Source organism: Streptomyces griseosporeus (assembly GCF_014656055.1).
GTDB lineage: Bacteria > Actinomycetota > Actinomycetes > Streptomycetales > Streptomycetaceae > Streptomyces > Streptomyces griseosporeus.
This window is the reverse complement of the sequence record NZ_BNBR01000002.1, coordinates 533,154-557,054: the sequence shown is the minus strand read 5'-3', so window position 1 is coordinate 557,054 and position 23,901 is coordinate 533,154. Positions and strand designations below refer to the sequence as shown.

Annotated in this window: 23 protein-coding genes; 10 read left to right on the top strand and 13 right to left on the bottom strand. The window is 73.2% G+C overall.

Annotated features, from left to right (window positions below; genetic code table 11):
- Positions 1–12: 12 nt before the first annotated feature.
- Positions 13–1,437: a M1 family metallopeptidase gene (locus IE308_RS11520; protein ID WP_190217797.1), complete on the top strand. Its 1,425-nt coding sequence runs from the start codon at positions 13–15 to the stop codon at positions 1,435–1,437.
- A 109-nt stretch (positions 1,438–1,546) separates the two neighbouring features.
- Positions 1,547–2,026 (top strand): DUF6098 family protein, encoded by a 480-nt coding sequence (locus IE308_RS11515; protein WP_110626262.1) that lies wholly within the window; start codon positions 1,547–1,549, stop codon positions 2,024–2,026.
- 39 nt (positions 2,027–2,065) lie between these two features.
- Here the strand turns inward: IE308_RS11515 and IE308_RS11510 are convergent, their stop codons facing one another.
- Both IE308_RS11510 and IE308_RS11505 read right to left on the bottom strand, forming a co-directional pair.
- Complete coding sequence (locus IE308_RS11510; protein WP_110626261.1) at positions 2,066–2,317, bottom strand: WhiB family transcriptional regulator; 252 nt, start codon at positions 2,315–2,317, stop codon at positions 2,066–2,068.
- Positions 2,318–2,496: 179 nt separating this feature from the next.
- Positions 2,497–3,396 carry a LysR family transcriptional regulator ArgP gene (locus IE308_RS11505; RefSeq protein WP_110626260.1) on the bottom strand — a complete coding sequence of 300 codons (900 nt, stop codon included), beginning with the start codon at positions 3,394–3,396 and terminating at the stop codon, positions 2,497–2,499.
- An 86-nt stretch (positions 3,397–3,482) separates the two neighbouring features.
- On the opposite strand from IE308_RS11505, the gene IE308_RS11500 reads away from it, so the two are divergent.
- From IE308_RS11500 to IE308_RS11490, 3 genes are all read left to right on the top strand, one after another.
- Positions 3,483–4,100 carry a LysE/ArgO family amino acid transporter gene (locus IE308_RS11500; protein WP_190217796.1) on the top strand — a complete coding sequence of 206 codons (618 nt, stop codon included), beginning with the start codon at positions 3,483–3,485 and terminating at the stop codon, positions 4,098–4,100.
- Positions 4,101–4,164: 64 nt separating this feature from the next.
- The gene (locus IE308_RS11495; protein ID WP_190217795.1) at positions 4,165–4,653 is read left to right on the top strand and encodes a GNAT family N-acetyltransferase; all 489 of its coding nucleotides are present in this window, start codon (positions 4,165–4,167) and stop codon (positions 4,651–4,653) included.
- Positions 4,654–4,671: 18 nt separating this feature from the next.
- Positions 4,672–6,018, top strand: a complete 1,347-nt coding sequence (locus IE308_RS11490) for an MFS transporter (RefSeq protein WP_190217794.1) — start codon at positions 4,672–4,674, stop codon at positions 6,016–6,018.
- 34 nt (positions 6,019–6,052) lie between these two features.
- Here IE308_RS11490 and IE308_RS11485 read toward each other — a convergent pair whose 3' ends face one another.
- The 3 genes from IE308_RS11485 to IE308_RS11475 all read right to left on the bottom strand — a co-directional run bounded on the left by IE308_RS11485 (position 6,053) and on the right by IE308_RS11475 (position 8,686).
- Positions 6,053–6,502 carry a cyclic nucleotide-binding domain-containing protein gene (locus IE308_RS11485; protein ID WP_190217793.1) on the bottom strand — a complete coding sequence of 150 codons (450 nt, stop codon included), beginning with the start codon at positions 6,500–6,502 and terminating at the stop codon, positions 6,053–6,055.
- 355 nt (positions 6,503–6,857) lie between these two features.
- Positions 6,858–8,324 (bottom strand): aminotransferase class I/II-fold pyridoxal phosphate-dependent enzyme, encoded by a 1,467-nt coding sequence (locus tag IE308_RS37345; protein ID WP_190217792.1) that lies wholly within the window; start codon positions 8,322–8,324, stop codon positions 6,858–6,860.
- A 155-nt stretch (positions 8,325–8,479) separates the two neighbouring features.
- Positions 8,480–8,686 carry a hypothetical protein gene (locus IE308_RS11475; protein WP_190217791.1) on the bottom strand — a complete coding sequence of 69 codons (207 nt, stop codon included), beginning with the start codon at positions 8,684–8,686 and terminating at the stop codon, positions 8,480–8,482.
- A 235-nt stretch (positions 8,687–8,921) separates the two neighbouring features.
- Between IE308_RS11475 and IE308_RS11470 the strand changes: the two genes are divergently transcribed.
- The 4 genes from IE308_RS11470 (at position 8,922) to IE308_RS11455 (ending at position 11,893) form a co-directional block, all read left to right on the top strand.
- Entirely contained in the window at positions 8,922–9,356 is a 435-nt protein-coding gene (locus tag IE308_RS11470) for an ATP-binding protein (protein ID WP_110626254.1), read from the top strand.
- A gap of 216 nt (positions 9,357–9,572) precedes the next feature.
- Positions 9,573–10,418 carry an RNA polymerase sigma factor SigF gene (locus IE308_RS11465; RefSeq protein ID WP_190217790.1) on the top strand — a complete coding sequence of 282 codons (846 nt, stop codon included), beginning with the start codon at positions 9,573–9,575 and terminating at the stop codon, positions 10,416–10,418.
- 178 nt (positions 10,419–10,596) lie between these two features.
- Positions 10,597–11,436, top strand: a complete 840-nt coding sequence (locus tag IE308_RS11460; RefSeq protein WP_373314491.1) for a DUF1206 domain-containing protein — start codon at positions 10,597–10,599, stop codon at positions 11,434–11,436.
- Between the two features lie 28 nt (positions 11,437–11,464).
- The gene (locus tag IE308_RS11455) at positions 11,465–11,893 is read left to right on the top strand and encodes a hypothetical protein (protein ID WP_110626251.1); all 429 of its coding nucleotides are present in this window, start codon (positions 11,465–11,467) and stop codon (positions 11,891–11,893) included.
- Between the two features lie 34 nt (positions 11,894–11,927).
- Here the strand turns inward: IE308_RS11455 and IE308_RS11450 are convergent, their stop codons facing one another.
- The 5 genes from IE308_RS11450 to IE308_RS11430 all read right to left on the bottom strand — a co-directional run bounded on the left by IE308_RS11450 (position 11,928) and on the right by IE308_RS11430 (position 18,696).
- Positions 11,928–14,177: an FUSC family protein gene (locus tag IE308_RS11450; protein WP_190217789.1), complete on the bottom strand. Its 2,250-nt coding sequence runs from the start codon at positions 14,175–14,177 to the stop codon at positions 11,928–11,930.
- A gap of 78 nt (positions 14,178–14,255) precedes the next feature.
- On the bottom strand, positions 14,256–15,620 hold the full coding sequence (locus IE308_RS11445) for an NAD(P)/FAD-dependent oxidoreductase (protein ID WP_229908833.1): 1,365 nt from the start codon (positions 15,618–15,620) through the stop codon (positions 14,256–14,258).
- Between the two features lie 138 nt (positions 15,621–15,758).
- Positions 15,759–16,139: an STAS domain-containing protein gene (locus tag IE308_RS11440; protein WP_110635959.1), complete on the bottom strand. Its 381-nt coding sequence runs from the start codon at positions 16,137–16,139 to the stop codon at positions 15,759–15,761.
- Between the two features lie 83 nt (positions 16,140–16,222).
- Positions 16,223–16,657 (bottom strand): ATP-binding protein, encoded by a 435-nt coding sequence (locus IE308_RS11435; RefSeq protein ID WP_110626250.1) that lies wholly within the window; start codon positions 16,655–16,657, stop codon positions 16,223–16,225.
- A 137-nt stretch (positions 16,658–16,794) separates the two neighbouring features.
- Positions 16,795–18,696: an AMP-dependent synthetase/ligase gene (locus tag IE308_RS11430; protein WP_190217788.1), complete on the bottom strand. Its 1,902-nt coding sequence runs from the start codon at positions 18,694–18,696 to the stop codon at positions 16,795–16,797.
- Between the two features lie 188 nt (positions 18,697–18,884).
- Between IE308_RS11430 and IE308_RS11425 the strand changes: the two genes are divergently transcribed.
- Positions 18,885–19,118 (top strand): DUF6480 family protein, encoded by a 234-nt coding sequence (locus tag IE308_RS11425; RefSeq protein WP_110626248.1) that lies wholly within the window; start codon positions 18,885–18,887, stop codon positions 19,116–19,118.
- 6 nt (positions 19,119–19,124) lie between these two features.
- On the opposite strand, the gene IE308_RS11420 is transcribed toward IE308_RS11425, so the two are convergent.
- The 3 genes from IE308_RS11420 to IE308_RS11410 form a co-directional block, all read right to left on the bottom strand.
- Entirely contained in the window at positions 19,125–20,207 is a 1,083-nt protein-coding gene (locus IE308_RS11420; RefSeq protein ID WP_190217787.1) for a glutamate--cysteine ligase 2, read from the bottom strand.
- Between the two features lie 81 nt (positions 20,208–20,288).
- Positions 20,289–22,484 carry a 1,4-alpha-glucan branching enzyme gene (gene glgB / locus IE308_RS11415; RefSeq protein WP_190217786.1) on the bottom strand — a complete coding sequence of 732 codons (2,196 nt, stop codon included), beginning with the start codon at positions 22,482–22,484 and terminating at the stop codon, positions 20,289–20,291.
- 6 nt (positions 22,485–22,490) lie between these two features.
- Positions 22,491–23,876 (bottom strand): maltokinase N-terminal cap-like domain-containing protein, encoded by a 1,386-nt coding sequence (locus IE308_RS11410; RefSeq protein ID WP_110626245.1) that lies wholly within the window; start codon positions 23,874–23,876, stop codon positions 22,491–22,493.
- Positions 23,877–23,901 lie beyond the last annotated feature (25 nt).

The following is a 23,901-nucleotide window of genomic DNA, read 5'->3' as shown; positions in this document are numbered from 1 at the left end:
CAAGGAGACCACGTGGCGCACGCCCGGCAGCACCCTGCCAGACGCACCACCGTCCTCAGCCGCACGGCCGTCGGGGCCACCGTTCCCGTCGCGCTCGCGGCCCTGTTCGCCGCCGCGTCGCCCGCCGGAGCCGGCACCACCGGCACCGCCGGCGCGGGAGACCCCTACTTCCCGCTCGCCGGCAACGGCGGCTACCACGTCCGCCACTACGGCCTGACGCTCCGTTACGATCCCGCCAGCCGCCGCCTCGACGGCCGGGCCGTCCTCACCGCCCGCGCCACCGAGGACCTGACCCGCTTCGACCTCGACTTCCAGGGCCTGAAGGTCACCGGCCTCACCGTAGACCGCAAGGGTGCCCGCTTCCGGCGTGAGGGCCAGGAACTGATCGTCACCCCGCGCCGCCCCCTGCACCGCGGCCAGAACTTCCAGGTCGCCGTCACCTACACCGGCACGCCGAAGCCCGTCACCGACCCCGACGGCTCGCTCGACGGCTGGATCCCCACCGACGACGGGGCGTTCGTCGCCGGGGAGCCGCAGGGCGCCATGACCTGGTTCCCCGCCAACAACCACCCGCTGGACAAGGCGTCGTACGACTTCACCCTCACCGTCCCGGCCGGCCGCACCGCCGTCGCCAACGGCGTCCTGCTCGGCAGCCGCACCGCCCACGGCCGGACCACCTTCCGCTGGCGGCAGGCCGAGCCCATGGCCGCCTACCTCGCCACCGCCACCATCGGCACCTTCCAGGTGAAGCAGTACACCACCCGCGACGGCATCAAGGTCTACGACGCCGTCGACCCCCGCGAGGCCAACGCCGCCAAGCCCGTCCTGGGCAAGCTGCCGTCCGTCCTGGAGTGGGAGAGCCGCCTCTTCGGCCCCTACCCCTTCCGCGCCGCCGGCTCCATCGTCGACCACGCCCCGGACGTCGGCTACGCGCTGGAGACGCAGACCCGGCCGGTGTACGACTCCGCGCCCGACCTCGCCACCCTCGTCCACGAGAGCGCCCACCAGTGGTTCGGCGACTCCGTCTCCCTCACCTCGTGGAAGGACATCTGGCTCAACGAGGGCTTCGCCACCTACGCCGAGTGGCTCTACGCCGAGCAGCACGGCGGCAAGACCGCGCAGGCCGAGTTCGACGCGCTCTACGCCCGCCCCGCCGGCGACGAGCTGTGGGAGTTCCCGCCCGGCGACCCCGGCAGCGGCGCGAACATCTTCGGCACACCCGTCTACGCCCGTGGCGCCATGGCCCTGCACGAGCTGCGCCGCGCCGTCGGCGACCGCACCTTCCTGCGCGTCCTGCGGGCCTGGGCCGACACGCACCGCGGCGGCCACGGCACCACCGCCCAGTTCGTCCGGCTCGCCGAGCGGATCTCCGGCCAGGACCTGGGCGGCCTGTTCCGCACCTGGCTGTACACGCCGGGCAAGCCGCACAGCGCCTAGACGCCAAGGGGGTGGTGCCGGGGCCGCGGCCCGCGGCGCCACCCCTGATTCCCCTCACGTCCCAGGGGTACTCCGTCCCCGCCCGGGCGGCGCGGGAGGAGGACTGGTCATGAGCGCAACGGACGACCTGCCGGTCGTACACACTCTCGACGAACTCGCCGAGCTGGTCGAGAAACACGACAGGCTGTACATCCGCTGGTCGCGCGGTCCCGGCATCGATCTCGACGCTGCCTCCAGCAAGGACGACCTCACCGGCATCCCGATGTCCGGCCTGTCGGCCAACCCGCTCGACGTCGAGCCCTGGTGGGAGGACCGGCCGCTGCGCCTGTGGGTGGCGCGCCGCCTGTACGACTACGCCCACCTGCCGCACGAGAAGGGCCCCGGCATCCGCCCCTGGGTCCTCCAGGGCCGGGAGAGGGGCCGCGGCCCCGACAACGAGCCTCTGGTCAGGGACGCCAGGCCGCTGTGCTGGATCGACCAGGCCGTGATCGACGCGGCCCGCGACGAGGTCGACAACCAGCACAACGACTGGGGTCCCCTGCAGCGCACAGGCCGGGACGGCCGTCCTGGAGACGGCCGTCCCGCTTAGAGACCCGCTGGTCAGAGACCCAGTGGAGGCCGGGCGGACTCAACCGGTCCCGCGGCGGGCGCCGGCGCGACGCGCTATCGCGCGGCGCTCGGTCTCACCGGTGCCGCCCCAGACCCCGAGGGTCTGACCGGTGTCGAGGGCGAAGCGCAGGCACGGCTCCCGCACCGGGCAGCGCCGGCACACCGCCTTGGCCTGCTCCGTCTGCATCAGGGAGGGGCCGGAGGTGCCGATCGGGAAGAACAGGTCGGGGTCCTCGGTGCGGCACTCGGCACGGTCTCGCCAGTTGTCCATCAAAGTCACCCTCGCTCACCGTCGTGAACCGACGTCCGGTGGGAATCGAAGTCAAATACGTCCTTGCGGATGAATTACTCGATTTCGGGTCACCTGTCGATGGGCCGGTGAAACAACCGGATCCGGCCGTTCCGCGGCCGTTCCCCGGCCTCCGCCCGCGTTCTCCCGGTGTCCGCGACTCAGCCGCGCAGCGCGCCCGCCGCCGTCGCCGCGACCGCGTCGGCCACCGCCGCCAGCGCCGGGGAGTCGAGCTTCCACTGCTGCCAGTGCAGCGTGACGTCCACCGGCCGGTCGGGCGCCAGTTCCACCAGCCGGCCCGCGCGCAGCAGCGGCACCGCCTGCGGCTCCGGGACCATGCCCCAGCCGAGCCCGGCGGCGACGGCCGCGGCGAAACCCTCGGAGGTGGGGACGTGGTGCCGCCGCTCGCTCGCCCCCCGGCGGCCCTCCCACAGACCGCGGACGAAACCGTCCTGGAAGTCGTCCCGCCGGTCGAAGACCACCACCGGCGCCTCGGCCAGCGCCTCCCGCAGCTCACCGCGCACCTGCCGCGCGGCGAACTCCGGCGCCGCGACCGGCAGATACCGCATCCGCCCGAGCGCCCGCACCGAGCACCCCGGCACCGGTACCGCCGAGGACGTCACCGCGGCCATCACCCGGCCCTCGCGCAGCAGCGCCGCCGTGTGGTCCTCGTCCTCCCGGTGCAGTTCGAAGCAGAGCCGCAGCGCGGGCGGGACGCGGGTGAGGGCGTCGAGGAACCAGGTCGCCAGCGAGTCCGCGTTGACGGCCACCGACACCCGCGTCGACTCGCCGGCCCCGCTCATGCCCAGCTCCGCCTGGGCGTCCCGCTCCAGCCTGGCCACCTGGCGGGCCAGCCGCACCAGCACCTGCCCCGACTCCGTCGGCCGTACCGGCTTCGTCCGCAGCAGCAGCACCCGGCCGGTGCGCTGCTCCAGCGCCTTCACCCGCTGGCTCACCGCCGACGGCGTCACGTGCAGGGCCGCTGCCGCCGCGTCGAAGGTGCCCTCGTCCACCACGGCCAGCAGGGTCCGCACCTGGTCCAGGGGAAGCTCGCCCGTCATGTCAGCGCCCTTGTCATCACGAGGGCTAATGATAGGTAAGAATCTTTAGCTGTACGTGCAGTGATCGTCCTCGTAGCGTCGAGGGCATGCACAGCTCCCTCGCCGCCGCAGCCGCGGGCTTCGGCACCGGTCTCTCGCTCATCGTCGCCATCGGCGCCCAGAACGCCTTCGTCCTCCGCCAGGGGGTGCGCCGGGACGCGGTCCTCGCCGTGGTCGGCATCTGCGCCCTGTCCGACGCCGTCCTCATCGCCCTCGGCGTGGGCGGCGTCGGAGCCCTGGTGGTGACCTGGCCGGGGGCGCTGACCGCGGTCGGCTGGATCGGCGGCGCGTTCCTGATCGGCTACGGCGTCCTCGCCGCCCGCCGGGTGCTCCGGCCGGGCGGCGAGGCACTGCGGACCGAGGGGGAGGCCGTCGGGTCGCGCCGCTGGGCCGTGCTCACCTGCCTGGCCCTGACCTGGCTCAATCCGCACGTCTACCTCGACACCGTGTTTCTGCTCGGCTCCATCGCCGCCGACCGCGGCCCGCTGCGCTGGACCTTCGGCCTCGGCGCGGCCCTCGCCAGCCTGTGCTGGTTCGCCGCCCTCGGCTTCGGCGCCCGGCTGCTCGGCCGCTTCCTCGCGCGGCCTTCGGCCTGGCGCGTCCTGGACGGCCTCGTGGCCGCCACCATGATCACGCTCGGTGTGACCCTGATCGCGGGGAGCTGAGCCGGCCGACCGGAGAGCGGACGCCCGGGGCGGCGGCCCGGACGCCCGCGCTAGCGTGCCGATCATGAAGGACTGGGAGCTGCGCCCGGCGACACCCGCGGACGTCGAGCCGGTGGCCGAGCTGCGGGCCGTGGTGATGCGGCCGGACCTGGAGCGGCTCGGACGGTACGACGAGCACCGGGTACGGCAGCGGCTGAGGGACGCGTTCGACCCGGCGCACACCTGGGTGATCGAGGCGGACGGCGCGTTCGCGGGCTGCGTGGCCCTGCGGCCGGCCGAGGACGCGCACTGGCTGGAGCACCTCTATCTCGCCCCGCACCTGCAGGGGAGCGGCATCGGCACGGCCGTACTGCGCACGCTGCTCGCGCGCTGCGACCGCGACGGCCTCCGCGTCCGCCTGAACGTGCTCCGCGGCAGCCCGGCCCGGCGCCTGTACGAACGGCTGGGGTTCACCGTCGAGACCGAGGACCCGGTGGACGTGTTCATGGTGCGCGGGCCGGTTCCGGACGGCCCTCCGGCGCCTGGCACACTGAACGGCGACAGAAAGATGTAGCGACCAACCAGGAAGCTTGTGGACACGAGCGAGAGCAGTACGAGCGACAGCGCCGGGACCAGTGACAGGGCCGCGACCGGCGCGGGCGCACCGCGGCAGCCGGTCGCTCCGGGCCCGGCGGGCCCCGCGCCTCGCCGCGGCTTGCGCCGCTGGGCCATGGACACCCGCCCGCTGCGCCGTCCGGCCTACCGCCGGCTGTGGTCCTCGACCATCGTCACCGCTGTCGGCAGCCAGTTGACCGCCGTCGCCGTGCCCAAGCAGATCTACGACATCACCGGCTCCTCGGCCTGGGTCGGCTACGCCAGCCTCGCCGGGCTCGTGCCCATGGTGGTGTTCGCGCTGTGGGGCGGCGCGATCGCCGACGTGGTCGACCGGCGCAAGCTGCTGCTGGTCACCAACAGCGGCATCGCCGTCACCTCGGTGCTGTTCTGGCTGCAGGCCGCCGGGGGAGTGGAGTCGGTGGCCGTGCTGATGGTGCTGCTCGCGCTGCAGCAGGCCTTCTTCGGCCTGAACTCGCCGGCCCGCAACGCCTCCATCGCCCGTCTGGTCCCCGCGGAGGAGCTGGCGGCGGCCAACGCCCTCGGCTCGACCGTCATGCAGACCGGCCTGGTCGCCGGGCCGCTGCTGGCCGGCGCCCTCATTCCCGTCGTCGGGCTGCCGGAGCTCTACCTGATCGACGCCCTGGCCCTGTGCGTCACCGTATGGGCCGTGCTGCGGCTGCCGGCCCTGCCGCCGGCGGGGGCGGCGGCGCGGCGGGCCGGGGTGCGGCAGATCGCGGAGGGCTTCCGGTACATCTCCGGGCACAAGGTGCTGCTGCTGTCGTTCCTCGCCGACATCGTCGCCATGGTTTTCGGCATGCCCCGCGCCCTGTTCCCGCAGCTCGCCGCCGAGACGTACGCCCCCTGGGGCGAGGGCCTCGCCCTCGGTCTGCTCTTCGCGGCGATCCCGATCGGCGCCGTCCTCGGCGGGCTGTTCTCCGGCACCTTCTCCCGGGCGCGCCGGCACGGCCTCATGGTGATCGGCGCGGTCGTCGCCTGGGGCGCGGCCATCACCGGGTTCGGACTGAGCGGCAACCTGTGGCTCGCGGTGGTGTTCCTGGCCGCCGCCGGGGTCGCCGACATGGTCTCGATGGTCTTCCGCGGGGCGATCCTGCTGTCCGCCGCCACCGACGAGATGCGCGGCCGTATGCAGGGCGTCTTCACCGTCGTCGTGGCGGGCGGGCCGCGGCTGGCCGACGTGCTGCACGGCACGGCCGGGTCGGCCTTCGGCCCGCGCGCGGCCGTGGCCGGCGGCGGCCTGCTGGTGGTCACCGTCATGCTGGCCCTGGCCGCGGCGGTGCCGGCACTGCGCCGCTACCGGATCTGAGGCGGATCGTACCCGCGACCGGTGCGGCGTGCCGTCAGCGGGTGCGGCGCATCGCGTACTGCTCCATGAGCTTGTTGCGGGTCGTCTCCAGCCGGTACGCCAGGATCTCGGCGACGATCCGCATCAGGGTCAGCCCGAGCGCCGGATCCTCCTCGCACAGCCGCAGCACCGGCTGGGCCTCGAACTCGTACGCCCGCACCGGGCTGAAGGCCTCCGCGCCGAAGTCCCACTCGTACGGCGGGAACAGCCACGACCAGCCGAGCAGATCGCCCGAGCCGAGGCTCGCGACGGTGACCCGCTGGATCGACGTCACCTGCTGGGTCAGCGAGACGGACCCGGAGCGGATGACCCAGAACCGGTCGGCCCGGCCGCCCGCCTCGAAGATGCGGGTGTCCTCCGGGAACGACACCTCCCGCCCCAGTTCCATCAGGCGGCCGCGCTGGGGCGGCGGCAGGGCGTTCAGCAGTTTCGTCGCTTTGGTCATGGCGCGGGGCTCCTCGCCGGGCGAGCGGATGCGGGGCGATCGATGGCAGGGCGTGCGTGAGGGTGCGTGCGATGAGGGTGCCTTGGAGCGGCTGTGCTTTCCCTAAGCCCATTTCAGCCGCTCACGGCCGAGCGGGCACCTCGGCGGAGCGCGAATCCCCGGCGGCAGCCGCGGCGGGGCATGAAAAAGCCCTGGCTGGACGGGGGAAACCAGCCAGGGCCGTAAGCGGTGGTCACGGAGGACGGTTCCGGTCGACCCCGTCACCACGTATGAATGAACGATAAACCATCTGTCGCGCCGGGATGAAATCGAAAGCGGGTCACGTGACCCGTTTCACTCAGCCGGGACAGCGCCCTCACTTCACCACGCGGACCTTCTCCAGCTGCGGGTCGCCGGGGTCCGGCAGGTTCATCCCCGCCGCCAGGCCGCTGCGCAGATACCGCAGCACCGGCTCGGTCAGCCGCTCGCCCGGCAGCACGGCCGGGATCCCCGGCGGATACGGCGTGATCATCTCGGCCGCGATCCGCCCGGCGGCCCGCTCCACCGGCACGTCCTCGGCCGGCCCGAAGAACGCGTCCCGCGGCAGCTGCACCTGCTCCATACGCAGCTCCTCCGGGGTCGGCACGTCCACCTGCGGCCCGCCTCGCAGCGTCGGGGCGACCCGCGCCAGGTCCTTCAGCGCCGCCAGCAGCTCCCCGGTCGTCTCCCGGTCGTCGCCGAAGGTGATCTGGGCGCCGATGCGGCGGTGGTCGGTCAGATGCATGTCGACCTGGCGGTGCTCGCGCAGCCAGTCGGCCGCCCGGTAGCCGGTCACGCCCAGCCCCGACAGGTCGATGACGACGGGCAGCGGGTCGAAGTCGTCGGCTAGGCCCGGACCGCAGTAGTCGGCACGGTCGTCGACGTGCAGCCCGTCGATCGCCTCGATCGACGCCCGCACCTCCGCGGCCAGCTCCAGCGTGCCGTCCAGCAGCTCCCGCCCGTGCAGCACCATCTGCCGGCGCCAGCCGTCCAGGCCCGCGTAGATCAGCACCGAGGGGCTGGTGGTGCTCAGCAGGTCGGAACGGTTCTTCAGCAGCTGCGGCGGCACCAGGTCGCCCTGCACGTGGAAGACCGAGCCCTGCTCCAGACCGCTGCCCATCTTGTGCACGCTGGTCACGCAGATGTCCGCGCCCGCGTCCATCGCCCAGGTCGGGAGGTCCGGGTGGAAGGGCAGATGGGCGCCCCACGCCTCGTCCACGATCAGCGGTACCCCGCGCGCGTGGCACACCTCGGCGATCGAGCCGAGGTCCGCGCAGCTGCCGTACGGCGTCGGGCTGGTGACCAGGGCGCCCTTTGCGTCCGGATGCGCCTCGAAGGCCCGCTCGAAGTCCGCCGCCGACGGAGCGTGCGCGATCCGCCGCCCGGGATCCCAGCGCGGCTCCACCCACACGGGCTCGATGCCGGACAGGATCAGGCCCGACCCCACCGACTTGTGCGCGTCCCGTCCGATCAGCAGCTTCTCGTGCGGACCGGCGACCGACAGCATCGCCGCCTTCACCGACAGGGAACTGCCGCAGGTCGTGAAGAACGTGTGCTCGGCATGGACCGCGTCCGCCATCAGCTCCTCGGCCTGCTCCAGCACCTGACCGCGGGTGAGCCGGTCGTCCAGACCGCCGGTGGCCAGCACGTCCCCGAGGAACACCGCGTCGCCGAGGACCTCCCGCACCGCGGGATCGGCGCCCCGGGCCTGCTTGTGCCCCGGTGGGGTGAACGGCAGGTGCCCCCTGCGGTGGTAGTCGCTGAGCGCTTCGAGAATCGGTGCACGGGTGTGATCGACAGACATGCGGCCCCGGGTTCCCGCCCGGGCCGCCACCAATCCGGCACCCGCCCTGATCAGCCCTGATGGGCTACGGATCTGCCCGGGTCAGCCCTGGCCGGGCCGCCGGTCCGCCGGCCTCGGGTCAGCCCTGATCGGGCCAACGATCGGCCGATCCTGGGTCAGCTCTCCTCGCGTCGCGCGCCCGGCGTCAGGATCTCGTCCAGCACCCGTACCACCACCTCGTAGGCCAGCGTGCGCACGGCCGCGTCGTCGGCCCCCTCGCCGCCCTCGCTCCGCTCCCGCCACACCCGAGCCTCCCGCTCGGCACACGCCCGGGCACGCTGCATCCGGCGCAACAGTTCGTCTGAGTCCACGACATCGGTCATGCCGTCCGACTACCCGCGCCGGGCCCGACGATGACCCCTGTGGAAAGGGGGCCCTGTGGACAACCTGTGCCCGCACGCTCCTATCAGGTTTGCCTCGGGCGGCAGAGGTGAGCCGGACATAGTGGACCCGCCGCACGGAGCACGACGCAGCACCATGGGGCACGGGGGGAGGGGAGCGGGGGCGGTGGCGGGGCCGGGCACTGCGACGATCCGAGACCAGCCAGGGAGCGAAAGGATGCGCGCGAAGTACGGGACCGACCGCCCGGCCGAGACCTCCGCGATGACGGGGGACGGACCGTGGTACCCGGCCGATGTCCGCCGCGCCGTGCGGCGGGCGGTGGCCCGAAGGTGCCTGGAGCAGGGCACGGCATACGACGAGACCGCCCTGTCGGACGCGCTCCTCGTCGCCTCCGAGATGACCAGCAACGCCATCCTGCACGGCGGGGGCGTCGCCGGTTTCGCCGTCGACGTCCGCGACGGCGGCATCCGCATCAGCGTCAGCGACCACAGCGACCGTCTGCCCGTGGTCATGCCCCGGTTCGACGCCGAAGGGCGGCGCCGGACCGGCGGCCGGGGCTGGCCCATCGTCTGCCGGCTCGCCGCCGACCTCCGGATCACGCCGCTGCCCGCGGGCGGTAAGCGGATCACGGCCGTCGTACCGACCGGCTGAGGAAGTCCCCCGCAGGGTTCCTCCGCGGTGCGAAGAGGAATCCCGCCCTCCCGACGGCGTTTGCGGGTGTGGCGAAGGGGCACACGCACTTTCGTGCTTCGGACCGGAGGCGCGCCAGCGGGAGCGAAGGGTTGCTCCGGCCTACTCACCGTGGTCCGGACGGCGACCCCTCCCGCGGACAGTCCCTGACATGAGCGTTGTCCAGGAGCGATCCGCATGAGCATTGACATTGCGACCAGCGGCCCTGCCGCATCCGCCCGTCCCACCGCCCACACCCCGCGGCCGCACGACGACGCCCCCGACACCGCCGCGCGGTTCGCCCGTATGGCCGAGCTGCCGGACGGCCCCGAGCGCGACGCCCTGCGCGACGAACTCGTCACCGCCTGGCTGCCCATGGCCCACCGCATCGCCGGCCGCTTCCGCGACCGCGGCGAGTCGCTGGAGGACCTGCGCCAGGTGGCCGCCCTCGGCCTGGTCAAGGCGGTGGACCGGTACGACCCGTCCCGCGGGGCGTTCGAGAGCTACGCGGTCCCGACCATCACCGGCGAGGTCAAGCGGCACTTCCGGGACCGGATGTGGGCGCTGCGGGTGCCGCGCCGGGTCCAGGAGCTGCGGAACAAGGTACGGCTGGCCCGCCGTGACCTCACCCAGAACCCGGGCACCCCCGAGCCCTCCGTCGCCGACATCGCCGCGCACACCGGGCTCACCGAGGAGGAGGTCGCCACCGGCCTGGAGGCGCTGGACAGCTTCAGCACGCTGTCCCTGGACGCCGAGGTCTCCTCGGACGACGACGGCTACAGCCTCGCCGACACGCTCGGCGAGACCGACGCCTCGTTCGACACCGTGATCGACCGCGAGTCCGCCAAGGAAGGGCTGCGGCATCTCCCCGAGCGGGAGCGCGCCATCCTCTACATGCGCTTCTTCGAGGACATGACCCAGAGCCGCATCGCCGACCGCCTCGGCATCTCCCAGATGCACGTGTCCCGTCTCATCAGCCGCAGCTGCGCCCGCGTCCGCGACGAGGCCCTGGGCCGCGCCGCCAAGGACACGAGGTCGGCGTAGCGGCGCCGGCTCACGGCGAACCCGCGGCCCGGTCCCCCCACGGGGACCGGGCCGCGGCGGCGGCAGGCACGTGCCCGCCGCACGCACCGGCGGCCGGAAACATCCACGTGTGGCAAGGGCACGGCGGGGCAGACGGGCAAGTGGCCCGGCGGGGAAGACGGGCGAGTGGGAGGTCGGGATGAACGCGCCGGTGGCGGCTGGGAACACGTGGGGCTGGGTGGGCCGGATGGCCCGCGGCGAGGTGGCGGAGGCGGCCGCGCGCGCCGGACTGGCCGCCCGCGGGGCCATCTACCTGATCGTCGGCGTCCTGGCACTCCAGATCGCGTTCGGCGACGGCAAGCGCGAGGCCGACCGCTCCGGCGCCCTCGCCGAACTCTCCGAGAAGCCGTTCGGCTCGGCCCTGCTGTGGGCGCTGGGCATCGGGCTCGCCGGGATGGCCCTGTGGCGGCTGTCGGAGGCGCTGTTCGGCGCGGCCGGCTCGGGCGGCCGCAAGGCCGGGGCCCGGTTGCTGGCCACCGGCCGGTTCCTGTTCTACGCCGTCGTCGCGTTCTCCGTCCTGTCCTTCGCCGCCGGCTCCCGGTCCCACGGCAGCCGCTCCAGCGACAAGCAGTCCCAGGACGTCACCTCCCGGGTCCTCGACCTGCCCGCCGGACAGGTGCTCGTCGGCGTGGCCGGCGTCGGCATCGTCGTGGCCGGCGTGGTGATCGGCACCCAGGCGCTGCGGCGCAAGTACCGCGACAAGCTCCGCCTCGCCGAGATGTCGCCGCGCGCGCGGACCCTGACCGACGTCACCGGCGTGGTCGGCGGAACGGCCCGCGGCATCCTCTTCGCGGGGATCGGCGCCTTCGCCGTCCGCGCGGCGGTCGACTACGAGCCCGACCAGGCCAAGGGCATCGACGGCACGCTCCGCTCCTTCGCCGACACCCCGCTCGGCCCCTGGCTGCTGGCCGCCGTCGCCGCCGGGCTCGTGCTGTTCGGCGTCTTCTCCTTCCTCCTGGCCCGCTGGCGCCGGGTCTGAGCACCCGCGAGAAGGGAACACGGGAACCATGGACGAATCAGAGCTTCCGCCGGACGAACGTCCCGTCGACGTCTATCTGGACCTGCTGCGCCTGCGCATGGACAGCGAGGACTACCGGCTGCTGCTCGACGTCGTGCAGCCCGTCCTGCGGGCGATCGACCAGCAGCGCCTGGCCGGTCTCGACCTCGTGCTGGAGAGCGGAGCCCCCGAGGACCTGCCCCAGGAGATCCGCGACGAGGCCGCCCTGGTCATCGCCACCGCCGTCACCGGCCGTCTCGACAACCAGCTCGTCGAGATCGACGTGGACGGCGCCGACGTCCGCGTGGTCACCGACTCGGTGACCGCCGGCGACCCGGCGAGCCTCGACCGGATCGCCGAGCACCTGCGCAGGCGGCGCCACGACACCGAGGAGCTGCGCGGCATCGCCGAGGCCAGCGGCCTGCCCACGGACTTCTGAACCGCGGGGCCGCACGCACGGACCCGCGCTCTCCTCACTCGCCGGGACCCCGGCGCGCCACGCCCAGCGGGCGCGCCAGACCGACCACGGCCTCGTCGAGCCGCTGCACATGCCGCAGCACGCGGTCGGTGACCCGGCCGTAGCGCGGCGTGCCCGGGTCCCCGGGCTGGAGCAGCGCGGCGATGGACGGCCCCGTCACCACGCGGGTTCCGCTGTGCTCGTCGGCGACGTGCGCGGCGATCGCCCGGACGTTGTCCACGATGCGCCGCCCGGCCCGCCGCAGCCGCGGATCCGCCGCGATCGAGGGATGCGTCGGCAGCAGCTCCGCCATCGCCGCCAGCGTCCGCGCGTGATACGCGCAGGTCTCCAGCAGCGCCACCACGTACCGCGCGGTCGTACGCCGCGTCCGCAGCGGCGTCACCGGATGCGTCAACGGCTGCACGGCCGCCCCCAGGTCGGCCAGCGCCTGGTCCAGCTCCCGCGCCCGGTCCAGCAGCTCCGCCTCGGGCCCGCCGCTGAGCTGCTCGACCGCCGCCTCGGTGACCTCCGCCAGCCGGTCCAGCACCGCGCCGAGCAGGTCGTCGGTACGGCGGTCCGTGTGCACCGGCAGCACCAGCGCCGCCGCGATCACCCCGCAGGCCGCGCCGAGCGCCGTCTCCTCCACCCGCAGCACCAGCACCGACAGGCTGTAGGTGTGCAGCAGCGTGTACAGCAGCCCGAGCGCCGCGGTGACGAAGAACGACATCAGCGTGTACGACAGCGGCGCCGTGTAGAACATCGCGAACACCAGCAGCAGCACCAGCGCGAACGCCGTCCAGGTGTGCGGCCCGACGAGCCCCGCCAGCACGATGCCCGCGACGACGCCGAGCACGGTGCCCAGCAGCCGCCGGTAGCCCTTCACCAGGATCTCGCCGGTGGAGGAGGCGTTGATGAACACGACCCAGCAGGTCAGCACCGCCCAGTACCAGCGCTGGCTGGACAGGAACTCCCCGCCGACGATGGCCAGCGCCGAGCCCACCGCCACCTGCACCGCCGCCCGTGTGGTCGGCCGGTCCAGGCCGGTGAGCTGCTCCTCCTCGTCCCGCTCGGCCTCCTCCGCGCTGCCGATCGCGGCGTCCTCGGCCTCCAGTTCCTCCCGGGAACGGGCCGTGGCGGGGGAGTCGTCGGACTCGTCCTGCGGCCCCTCCAGTGCGGTCCGCAGACCCAGCACCGCCCGCGCGGCCTCGCCGATGCCCCGGAAGACGTCCTGGACGGCCGGCGCGGCGGGCGGCAGACGGTCCTCGTCGCGGTAGCCGAGCAGCCGGTTGCGGACATGCGCGACGGCCGTGCCGCCCGCGCCGGCCGGCCGCAGCACCAGCATCCGCAGCGCCAGCAGATCCCGCCGCAGCTGGTCGGTCGCCTCGTCCCGCACCGGCAGCCGGCCCGCCGACGGCACGGGCGCGCCCGGCAGGTGCAGGGTGAGCGTGTCGGCGCGTTCGGCGCTGCGCGCGGTGAGCAGCAGCAGTCCCAGCCGCTCCGCCGCGATCTCGGCGTCCGCGATGCGCCGCTGCAGCAGCCGGGCCACGGCCTCGTCGGAGGTGCCCTCGGCCAGCCGCGACTGGATCATCAGCGCCGTCTCGTGCAGCCGTGCGGTGCCGTCGCGGACGTCCGCCAGCGCCTTGTCCGCCTCCTCCGGCCCGGCGTCCAGCAGCGCCACGTGCGCGGCCAGCAGCCGGCCGAGCCGCGCCCGGAACGCCTGCCGCAGTCGGTCCATGATCCCCGCGGGCGTCGCCGGCACGATCGCGAACCGCATCAGCGCACTGCACGCGAACGCCACCGCGACGACCCCGCACAGCGCGGGCAGATCGGCGGTGGAGGCCCCGACGAACAGGGACAGGAAGTAGACCTGGAACCCGATCAGACCGAGCGCCGTGCCCCGGTCGCCGAAGCGCCGCCCGTACACGGCGCAGAAGATGAGGACGACGAAGAAGGCGTCGCCCACGACCACCCGGCTGTTCAGCACCGAGCCCAGCGCGAGCGACGCCAGCGCCACCGGCAGCCCCACCGCGAGCGTGACCGCCTGCTGCGCGCGCTGCTTCTCACGGACGGCGAAGGTGGCCACCATCGCGGCGATGGCCCCGGCCACCAGCCGGGTCACCGGTACCCCGAGCGGGGCGAGCACGGCGAGCGCCAGTGCGATGGCGCCCGCCGTCCGCAGCCCGGCGGTCAGCCGCAGCAGCCCCGGGTCGGACGCCGCCAGAAGATCCCGCAGCCGCGTTCGGCCCGATCGTTCCGCTGCCCTCACGCCGCCGTGTCACTCCTGTTCAACGTCATGGATGCACGTTTCAGCATGCCATGACGCCCGGCTCCGGCCCGCGCCGCCTCACCCCTCCCGCGGCACGGAGGCCTCCGCCTGCTCGCGCACCTGCTCCGGCGTCAGATATGTGTCGGTGTACTCGAAGTCCTTCAGCTTGGCCGGCCGGCGCGCCTGGAAACCGGTCCGGACGAAGTCGTCGCCCGCGATCGCGTTGAGCGTCCAGTTGGTGAGCACCCGCGTCTTGGCGACACCGGTGCGCAGCGCCGACCAGTGGTAGCCGCGCGCCACCGCCTGCGCGGGCAGACCGTGCAGTTCGATCCCCAGCGGCTTGGACACCGCGTCCTTGCCGCCCAGGTCGACCACCAGACCCAGGTCCTTGTGCTCGTACGGCCGCAGCGCCTGGCCGCGCAGCGTCGCGATGACGTTGTCGGCGACGACCTTGCCCTGCCGCATCGCGTGCTGTGCGGTCGGCGGGCACACCGCGTCCCCGCCCTTGGCCCGGTCCGGCACGGCCGCGGCGTCGCCGAGCGCGAACACCCCGTCGTGGCCGGGCAGGTTCATCTCGGCGTTGACCGCCAGCCGCCCGCGGACCGTCTCCGCGCCCAGCGTCGCGATCAGCGGGCTCGCCACCACGCCCGCCGTCCAGATCAGGGTGCGCGTCGGCACCACCCGGCCGTCGGTGAAGGTGACCTCGGTCGGGCCGGCCTTCTCGATGGACACGCCCAGCGAGATCTCGATGCCGCGCCGGCGCAGGATCTCCTGCGCGCTGCGGCCCAGCTTGTCGCCCAGCTCGGGCATCAGCTTGGGCGCGATGTCGATCAGATGCCACTTGATCAGGGACGGGTCCAGCCGCGGGTACCGCTTGACCGCCGCGTGCGTCAGCCGCTGCAGGCAAGCGGCGGTCTCGGTGCCCGCGTAGCCGCCGCCGACCACCACGAACTGCAGCCGGGCGGCCCGCTCGGCCGGGTCCTGGCTGGCGTCCGCCAGATCGAGCTGGGAGATGACGTGGTCGCGGATGTAGGCGGCCTCCGCCAGCGTCTTCATGCCGAACGCGTTGTCGACCAGGCCCGGGATGTCGAAGGTGCGGGTCACACTGCCCGGGGCCAGCACGAGGTAGTCGTAGCGCTCGTTGACGATCTGGTCCGTGATGGTGCGGACCACGCACACCTTCGAGGCGAGGTCCACCCCGATCGCGCCGCCCGGGATGATCCGGGTGCGGTACTTCTTGCTGCGGCGCAGCGACAGCGCGATCGACTGGGGCGTCAGCACGCCGGAGGCCACCTGGGGCAGCAGCGGCAGATAGAGCTGGTAGGCGAACGGGGTCACCAGGGTGAGTTCGGCTTCGCCGGGGGAGAGCCTGCGCTCCAGGCGGCGCACGCACTCCACCCCCGCGAAGCCCGCGCCCACCACCAGGATCCTGGGTCGTGTCACGATGTTCTTCCCTTCTGCGGCTCCAGGCGGTCCGGTTCGAGGCCAAGCGCACACCCGCCGGTACGCAGCCTCAGTCTGCCCGCTCGCGCGCCGCGCGTCCTGCCCAGTGCGCCGACGGGAGGCAGCCCTGACCGGCGGTCAGGACGTCTCCTCCTCCGCGCGCGAGACCAGGGCGAGGGCGTCGTCGACGCTGTCCGACACCGGCAGGGTGAGGCTGACACCGGTCAGGTCCAGCACCCGGCGCACGGCCGGCGCGGGGGCTATCACATGGACGCTCCCCGGCAGGCCGCGTGCCTCCTGGTGTACCCGCAGGATCGCGTTCAAGCCGGACGAGTCCATGAACGGCACCCCGGCCATGTCGAGCAGGACATGCCGGCGGCCGTTGCGCAGCTGGTCGGCGAGGTGACGGTGGAACACCGGGGCGGTGTCGAGGTCCAGTGGTCCATTGACCGTGAGGACGGCGACGCCCTCCCGGGGCAGGGCGACCGCCACGGACAGCGACTCGGGGGCAAGGGACACGGTGACCTCCGCGGGGCGGGGTGGGCTGCTGTCGTCGCGCACCGGCACCTACCCGCGAACACCGCGGACATGCACGTACACGATCACCAGGGCAGGAAGACGTGGACGTCCTTGCCGTCCCCGGCGGGCACCACGCTGACCTGCGTGCACAGCGTGTCGATGAGATACCAGCCGATGCCCCCGCCGCCCCCGCTCGGACTGAACGGGCGGGGCACCGGGCGGGCGCTGCTGGTGTCGTGCAGCGTCACGTGCACACCGTCGAAGGTGCGCCGCATCCGCAGTTCGAAGGGTCCGGGGGCGTACTGCACGGCGTTCGCGGCGAGTTCGGCCACGATCAGCAGGACATCGTGGTAGCACTCGGACGCACGCGGCGGAGTGACCTGCGCGAGTTCACGCAGGAACTCCTCCGCGGCGAGCCGAGCCCCGGTCACGTCGTGGGGCTCGCCCGCGAAAGAGGTGACAAGATTCGGGACCTCCTGGAACGCCAGTGATTCGTCCCCACGCGGCTCGTCTGGCATGGTGTCTTTCCGGCTCGGGGCTTGAGCGGGGTCGTGCTCGTGCTGAGTCGTACGGTCTTGAGCAGTGTCGTACGGTCGGAAGAGTTCCCACCCGGACCGGACCTACGCGTGTCCGTCCGCGCGGCGTCGCTCCGGCGTCAGCGGAACACGTCATCCGCGTCGTCCCAGGCGAGGACCTCCTCCTGCGGGGCGGGCGGCGCCGGACGCGTCCGGGCCTCGTACATCGCGTCGATCTCGGCCGCGTAATGCCGTACGACCGCGTCCCGGCGCACCTTCAGCGCCGGGGTCAGCAGCTCGTTCACATGGTCGAACGTGGTCGGCAGCACCCGGAAGACCCGGATGGACTCCGCCCGTGACACCGCGCTGTTGGCGGCGGCGACCGCGCGGGCGATCTCGTCCCGCAGCGCGTTCTCCTCCCGGGCCTGCCGGGTCGGCCCGTCACCCGTGAGGCCCAGCCCGCCCCGCCAGAACGCCAGGAACTCCGGGTCCAGCGTGATCAGCGCGCCCACGCACGGCCGGTCGTCGCCCACCACGACCGCCTCGTGGATCAGCGGATGCATCCGCAGCCGCTGCTCCAGCGGTGCCGGGGCCACGCTGTTGCCGGCGCTGGTGACGATCACGTCCTTCTTGCGTCCCGTGATCGACAGATAGCCCTCCGCGTCCAGATGCCCCAGGTCACCGGTGGCCAGCCAGCCGCCGCGCAGCACGGCCCGGGTCGCCGTCTCGTCGCCCACATAGCCCTGGAACACCGACGGCCCGCTCACCAGGATCTCCCCGTCCTCCGCGACCCGGACCTCGGTGCCCGGCACCGGCCGCCCCACCGTGCCGGACTTCTCCCGGCCCGGCGGCTGGGCGGTGATGCCGCCGCCGGTCTCGGTCAGCCCGTAGCCGTCGTTGACGTACACACCGATGCCCTCGAAGAACAGGGCGAGGTCCCGGCCCAGCGGGGAGCCCCCCGAGGTCGCGCGCATCACCCGGCCGCCCAGCGCCGACCGCAGCCGCCGGTACACCGTCCGCTCGTACAGGGCGTGCTGCATCCGCAGCTCCAGGCCCGGACCCGAGCCGCGGCCCAGCCGCTGCCGCTCCACGGCCAGGGCGAACTCCCGCGCCGTCCGCGCCGCCCGCTCGAACAGCGCGCCGCGCCCCGATTCCTGGGCCGTCCGCAGGAACCGCTTGTACAGCTTCTCGAAGAAGGACGGCACGGCACACAGATACGTCGGCCGGAAGCTTTGCAGGGCGGAGGCCAGGGCCTCGCGGGAGAGGTCGGGCTGGTGGCCCATGAGCAGCCCGCCGCGGATGCACAGGTTCTGCACCAGCAGCCCGTACACATGGGAGAAGGGCAGGAAGGCCAGCACGGACCCCTGTCCGCCGGGCGGCACCACCGTGTGCCGCCAGCCCGCCAGCAGCGTGTCGCAGCAGCTCGCCATCCCCCGGTGGCTCAGCGCGCAGCCCACCGGGCGGCCCGTGGTGCCCGAGGTGTAGGCGACGACCGCGGTGGAGTCCGGCAGCACGATCCGGCGCAGCGAGTCCACCGTCGTCACCGGGATGTACGACCCCCGCTCCACCAGCTCCCGCAGCGCGCCGGCGTCCAGCTGCCACACGTGCCGCAGCCGCGGCAGCGACGCGCACACCGAGCCGACCGTCATCACGCTCTGCTCGTCCTCGACGGCCACCCCCACACACCCGGAGTCCCGCAGGATGTGCGCCACCTGCTCGCGCGAGGACGTCGGATGGATCGGCACGACCTCCGCGCCCACCGCCCACAGGGCGTGGCACAGCACCGTCCACTCGTAACGGGTGCGTGCCATGACGGCCACCCGGTGGCCCGGCGACACGCCGACCGCGACCAGCCCCTTGGCCAGGTCGCACACCTGGTCGCGGACCTCGACGGCGGTCACCTCCTCCCAGGAGCCCGTCACAGGGTCGCGGCGGGCCAGCATGGGCAGGGTCGGATCACGGTCGGCCGCCTCGAAGACGCTGTCGGCGAGCCCGCCGGTCAGGGGGGAGGCGGCCGGCGGAGCGAGGGCGAAGTCGCGCATGCGCTGCTCCAGGTGGGTACGGGCTGTGACGCCGCCGTCGGGTTCCGTGGTCGACGGCTGTCGAATGTAGCCCAGGAAGCACCGGCCGGTACCTGGATGCGCGGAACTGGTACCGCACCTTGATCGAGAGCGGGCACACGGACCGGAAACGGGCCGGTGAGCTCGCCGGTTATGGGGACTCGGCAGACATGACGCACATCAGTCCCGACCCCGAACCCGAGCGCACGACCGGCCTGGAACCGGGAGGCGGCGTCCCGCCGGGCGAGACGCCACCCGCGGAGAGCAGCATGCCCGAGGCGGGCCCGCAGGAGGTGCACAACCCGACCAAGGGCTGGGCCAAGGCACCCCTGACGATCATCCTCGTCCTCGTCGTGCTGATCGCCGCGTTCTTCCTGGCCTACGCGCTCGCCATGATCCTTTGAGCCGACTCACTCCTGAGTGCGGCGTACGCACTCCGCGACCACCTCGCGCAGGCTGCCCGTCCGCTCGTACAGGTCGCGCTGCACCCGGGCCCCGTTGCCCTCCCGCAGCACCCGGGCGCAGGAGGCGCGGGCCGTCTCCAGGTCCCCGCTGTCCTCCAGCGCCGGCCCGACGTGCTCCAGCAGCGCGCCGACCACCTCGGCCGCAGGCGCCGGACGCATGGTCCGCGGATGCAGCAGCTCCCCCTCCAGACCCGAGCGGGCCGCCCGCCACGAGGCCAGCCGCAGCAGGCTGACACTGTGCGGGGCCGGCTCCCGGCCCTCACGCCACTCCCGCGCCGCGGTCTCCACCAGCCCGCGGCAGAGCGTCGCGACCAGGACGGCGGTGTCGGCGTCGAGACAGACGTCCGCGACCCGGAACTCCACCGTGGGGTAGCGCGCCGACAGCCGCACGTCGAAGTAGACCATCGCCTCGTCGAGGATCGCCCCGGTGGCCACCATGTCGTCCACCCGCTGCCGGTACGCCTCGACCGAGCCGAACACCTCCGTCGGCCCGGCGGACGGCCAGCGCGACCACACCCGGTTGCGGTAACTGCTGTAGGACGTGTCCCGGCCCTGCCAGAACGGCGAGTTGGCGCTCAGCGCCGACAGCACCGGCAGCCACGGCCGCACCCGGTCGACGACGGCGACGCCCTCCTCGTCGGACTCCACCGACACATGGACGTGGCAGCCGCACACCAGCCGGGTGGAGATCCCGTACTGCTCGGCCATCCACTGGTAGCGCCGGCCGACCCCGAACGACGGGTTGACCGGCAGCGGCGAGGTGGCCAGCGCGGCGACCGCGCAGCCGGTCTCCCCGGCGTGCCGGGCCGCCTCCTGCCGGCACCGCACGATCTCCGCCCGCAGCTCGGCCATGCCGGACTGCGGGCGGGTGGCGAACTCCAGCATCTGGTCGTAGAGCTCTTTCTCGAACACCTCCTGGCAGGTGTCGTCCTGCTCGGCCCGGGCGAGCGCGGCGGCGGCCAGTGCCTTGGGCTCGCCCGACTCCGGGTCGACGAGGAGGAGTTCCTCCTCCACTCCGACGGTGCGCACGTGAGCACCCTTCTGTTGTGACGGTGACGTGGACCGGGTACCCGTGATCGTCACCGCGCACGCCGCCCGGGTGCCCCCGGGTTACGGCGCCAGCCAGACCGTCGCCAGCGGCGGCAGCGTCAGCCGGAGCGCGCCGTCCTCAGGTTTGAGCGCGTCGGGGTGGACGACGTCGCTGCCGCCGTAGCGGGCGGCGTCGGTGTTGAGCACCTCGAACCAGGCGGGCACCTCGTCCGGGACGTACAGCCGGTAGTCGTGGCGCACGACGGGGGAGAAGTTGGACACGGCGAGCAGCGGGCGGCCCTCGGCGTCGAACCGCAGGAACGCGAAGACGTTGTCCTCGGCCGCGTCGCCGACCACCCAGCGGAAACCGTCCGGGGTGGTGTCCCGCTGCCACAGCGCCGGGGTCCGCCCGTACACCGCGTTCAGATCGCGCACCAGGTCCTGGACGCCCCGGTGGTCGCCCTGCGCGCAGTAGTCCGGGTCGAGCAGCCACCACTCGGGCCCGTGCTGCTCGGACCACTCGGCGCCCTGCGCGAACTCCTGCCCCATGAACAGGAGCTGCTTGCCGGGGTGGGCCCACATGTAGGCGAGGTAGGCCCGGTGGTTGGCGCGCCGCTGCCACCAGTCGCCCGGCATCTTCGACACCAGCGCCTGCTTGCCGTGCACCACCTCGTCGTGGCTGATCGGCAGGACGTAGTTCTCGCTGTAGGCGTACACCATCGAGAACGTCATCTCGTTGTGGTGGTACTTGCGGTGCACCGGCTCCTTGGAGATGTACTGCAGCGAGTCGTGCATCCAGCCCATGTTCCACTTCAGACCGAACCCGAGCCCGCCCTGGTCGGTCGGCCGCGTCACCCCGTCCCAGGCGGTGGACTCCTCGGCGATGGTCACGATCCCCGGCACCCGCCGGTAGACGGTGGCGTTCATCTCCTGCAGGAACGCCTTGGCGTCCAGGTCCTCGTTGCCGCCGAAGACGTTCGGCGTCCACTGGCCGGAGTCCCGCGAGTAGTCCAGGTACAGCATGGAGGCGACCGCGTCCACGCGCAGGCCGTCGATGTGGAACTCCTCGCACCAGTACACGGCGTTGGCGACGAGGAAGTTGCGCACCTCGGTGCGGCCGTAGTCGAACTCGTACGTCCCCCAGTCCGGGTGCTCGGCCCGCTGCGCGTTCCCGGGCTCGTACAGCGGGTCCCCGTCGAAGCGGCCGAGCGCCCAGTCGTCCTTCGGGAAGTGCGCCGGCACCCAGTCCATGATCACGCCGAGGCCGGCCCGGTGGCAGGAGTCGACGAAGTACCGGAAGTCGTCCGGGCTGCCCAGCCGTGCCATCGGCGCGTAGAAGCCGGTCACCTGGTAGCCCCACGAGCCGCTGAACGGATGCTGGGCCACCGGCATCAGCTCCACATGCGTGAAGCCCATCTCCTTGACGTAGGCCGGCAGCTGCTCGGCCAGCTCGCGGTAGGTCAGCCCGGGCCGCCAGGACGGCAGGTGCACCTCGTACACCGAGAACGGCGCCTCGTGCACCGGCACGTCCCCGCGGTGCGCCATCCACTCCGCGTCGCCCCACTCGTAGTGCGAGGCGGTCACGACGGACGCGGTGTCCGGCGGCACCTCGCTGCGGCGCGCCATCGGGTCGGCCTTCAGGAAGCGGTGGCCGTACCGGGAGTGGATCTCGAACTTGTACCGGGTGCCCTCGCCGATCCCGGGCAGGAACAGCTCCCACACACCCGAGGAGCCCAGGGAGCGCATCGGGTACTGGGTGCCGTCCCAGAACGTGAAGTCCCCGGCGACCCGCACGCCCTGGGCGTTCGGCGCCCACACGGTGAAGCGGGTGCCGGCCACGCCCTGGTGGGTCATCGGCTCGGCCCCCAGGGCCTTCCACAGCTGCTCGTGCCGGCCCTCGCGGATCAGGTGCAGATCGAACTCGCCGAGCGAGGGCAGGAACCGGTAGGGGTCCTCCACCTCGTACTCGGCGTCGTCGTACACCACCCGCAGCTTGTACGCCGGGACCTTCTTCAGCGGCAGTACGGCGCTGAAGAGGCCGTCGCCGTCGGAGGCGAGGGGGACGACCTTGCGGCCGGTCACCACGCTCACCTCCCGCGCGAACGGGCGCAGCGCCCGGAACAGCACCCCGCCCGGCACCGTGTGGGCGCCGAGCAGCGCGTGCGGATCGTGGTGGGCGCCGGCCAGCAGGCGCCCCCGGTCCACCGGGTCCAGGGCGGTCACCGGCGGGGCGGACGGGCTGGACGGCTCGGGCAGCTTGGGGTCTCGCAGGGCCACGGAGTTTCAGTCTCCTCTCACGGCGAGACGCTCGATCGCCGCCATCGGTACGGGAAGCCAGGCCGGGCGGTGCCGGGCCTCGTAGAGCACTTCGTAGACCGCCCTGTCGGTCTCGTAGGCGCGCAGCAGGGCGTGTTTCTTGCGCGGGTCCCAGCCCGCGCGTCCGGCGTAGCCGGCGCAGTAGGCCTCGCGGCAGCGGCGCGCCCACTCCGGCCGCCACGGCCGGCGCTGCCGGGCGGCGTAGTCGAAGGAGCGCAGCATGCCGGCGATGTCCCGCACCGGCGAGTGCGTGCTGCGCCGTTCGGCCAGCGGGCGGGACGGCTCGCCCTCGAAGTCGATGACGAACCACTCCCGCCCCGCGTGCAGCACCTGTCCCAGGTGCAGGTCGCCGTGGATGCGCTGGGCGGGCGGCCCGGGGTCGCAGCCGACGAGCGCGCCGAACGCCGCCCGCAGCCCCGGCACATACGGCCGGAGCGCCTTCACCTGGTGGGCGGCGGCGTCCAGCCGCTCGGTCATCGCGTCGGCCATCCGGGCGTTCTCCGCGTGCCCGCTGGCGGGGAAGGCCGCGGCCAGCGCCAGATGCACATCGGCGGTGGCCTCACCCAGGGCGTGCGCCTCGGCGGTGAAGTCCTCGCCGCGGGCGAGCGCCTGGAGCGCCAGCGTCCAGCCGTCCGCCGCATCCGGCAGGAACGGCTGGAGCACACCGAGGGTGGCCTCCTGCGGGCGCATGGTCCGGAACCACGCCACCGGCGCCGGCACCCGGCGGCAGCCCTGCTGGGCCAGCGCCACCGGCACCTCCAGGTCCGGGTTGATGCCCGGCTGGATGCGGCGGAACACCTTCAGGATGAAGGAGTCGCCGTACACCAGGGAGGTGTTGGACTGCTCGGCGTCCAGCAGCCGCGGCGCCAGCCCCGAGGGGATCGGCACCGTGGGGTCGGAGTCGAACAGCAGCGGTCCCAGCGTGCCGGAGTGCCGCATGCGCTCCAGCAGCAGGTGCGCCGAGCGCGGGTCCTGCAGGGCGTCGTAGACCGTGAGGCCGGCCATCGGACCGGACTCGGCGCGCCCGATCAGCGCCCGGCCCAGCCGGGGCGACAGATGCTCCTGGAAGCCGAGGAGCAGCTGGTAGCAGTCGCCGCCGGCCGGGGGAGTCCCGCCGGGCGCGGGCACGCCCGTGTGCGGGGCGTGCGATCCCGCGTGCGCGGCATGGATGAGCACATGCAGACAGCCCGGGAACAGCTCGGTCATCGACAGCAGGCGCAAGTCCGTGACCGGCCGGTCCTTGCCGGCGAACCAGCGCTGCCGGGGCAGCCACTCGCGCAGCAGACCCGCGAGCGAGTCCAGATGCAGAAAGCCACCGGTACTGCTCGGCTGGAGGGGTGCGGTCTTCGGCATGGTGACGCGTCCTTTCCTCGGCGCG

Coding starts and splice junctions, on each gene's coding strand:
- IE308_RS11515 (WP_110626262.1), top strand. CDS start 1,547: ATGAGCGCAACGGACGACCTGCCGGTCGTACACACTCTCGACGAACTC.
- IE308_RS11510 (WP_110626261.1), bottom strand. CDS start 2,317: ATGGACAACTGGCGAGACCGTGCCGAGTGCCGCACCGAGGACCCCGAC.
- IE308_RS11505 (WP_110626260.1), bottom strand. CDS start 3,396: ATGACGGGCGAGCTTCCCCTGGACCAGGTGCGGACCCTGCTGGCCGTG.
- IE308_RS11500 (WP_190217796.1), top strand. CDS start 3,483: ATGCACAGCTCCCTCGCCGCCGCAGCCGCGGGCTTCGGCACCGGTCTC.
- IE308_RS11495 (WP_190217795.1), top strand. CDS start 4,165: ATGAAGGACTGGGAGCTGCGCCCGGCGACACCCGCGGACGTCGAGCCG.
- IE308_RS11485 (WP_190217793.1), bottom strand. CDS start 6,502: ATGACCAAAGCGACGAAACTGCTGAACGCCCTGCCGCCGCCCCAGCGC.
- IE308_RS37345 (WP_190217792.1), bottom strand. CDS start 8,324: ATGTCTGTCGATCACACCCGTGCACCGATTCTCGAAGCGCTCAGCGAC.
- IE308_RS11475 (WP_190217791.1), bottom strand. CDS start 8,686: ATGACCGATGTCGTGGACTCAGACGAACTGTTGCGCCGGATGCAGCGT.
- IE308_RS11470 (WP_110626254.1), top strand. CDS start 8,922: ATGCGCGCGAAGTACGGGACCGACCGCCCGGCCGAGACCTCCGCGATG.
- IE308_RS11465 (WP_190217790.1), top strand. CDS start 9,573: ATGAGCATTGACATTGCGACCAGCGGCCCTGCCGCATCCGCCCGTCCC.
- IE308_RS11460 (WP_373314491.1), top strand. CDS start 10,597: ATGAACGCGCCGGTGGCGGCTGGGAACACGTGGGGCTGGGTGGGCCGG.
- IE308_RS11455 (WP_110626251.1), top strand. CDS start 11,465: ATGGACGAATCAGAGCTTCCGCCGGACGAACGTCCCGTCGACGTCTAT.
- IE308_RS11435 (WP_110626250.1), bottom strand. CDS start 16,657: ATGCCAGACGAGCCGCGTGGGGACGAATCACTGGCGTTCCAGGAGGTC.
- IE308_RS11430 (WP_190217788.1), bottom strand. CDS start 18,696: ATGCGCGACTTCGCCCTCGCTCCGCCGGCCGCCTCCCCCCTGACCGGC.
- IE308_RS11425 (WP_110626248.1), top strand. CDS start 18,885: ATGACGCACATCAGTCCCGACCCCGAACCCGAGCGCACGACCGGCCTG.
- IE308_RS11410 (WP_110626245.1), bottom strand. CDS start 23,876: ATGCCGAAGACCGCACCCCTCCAGCCGAGCAGTACCGGTGGCTTTCTG.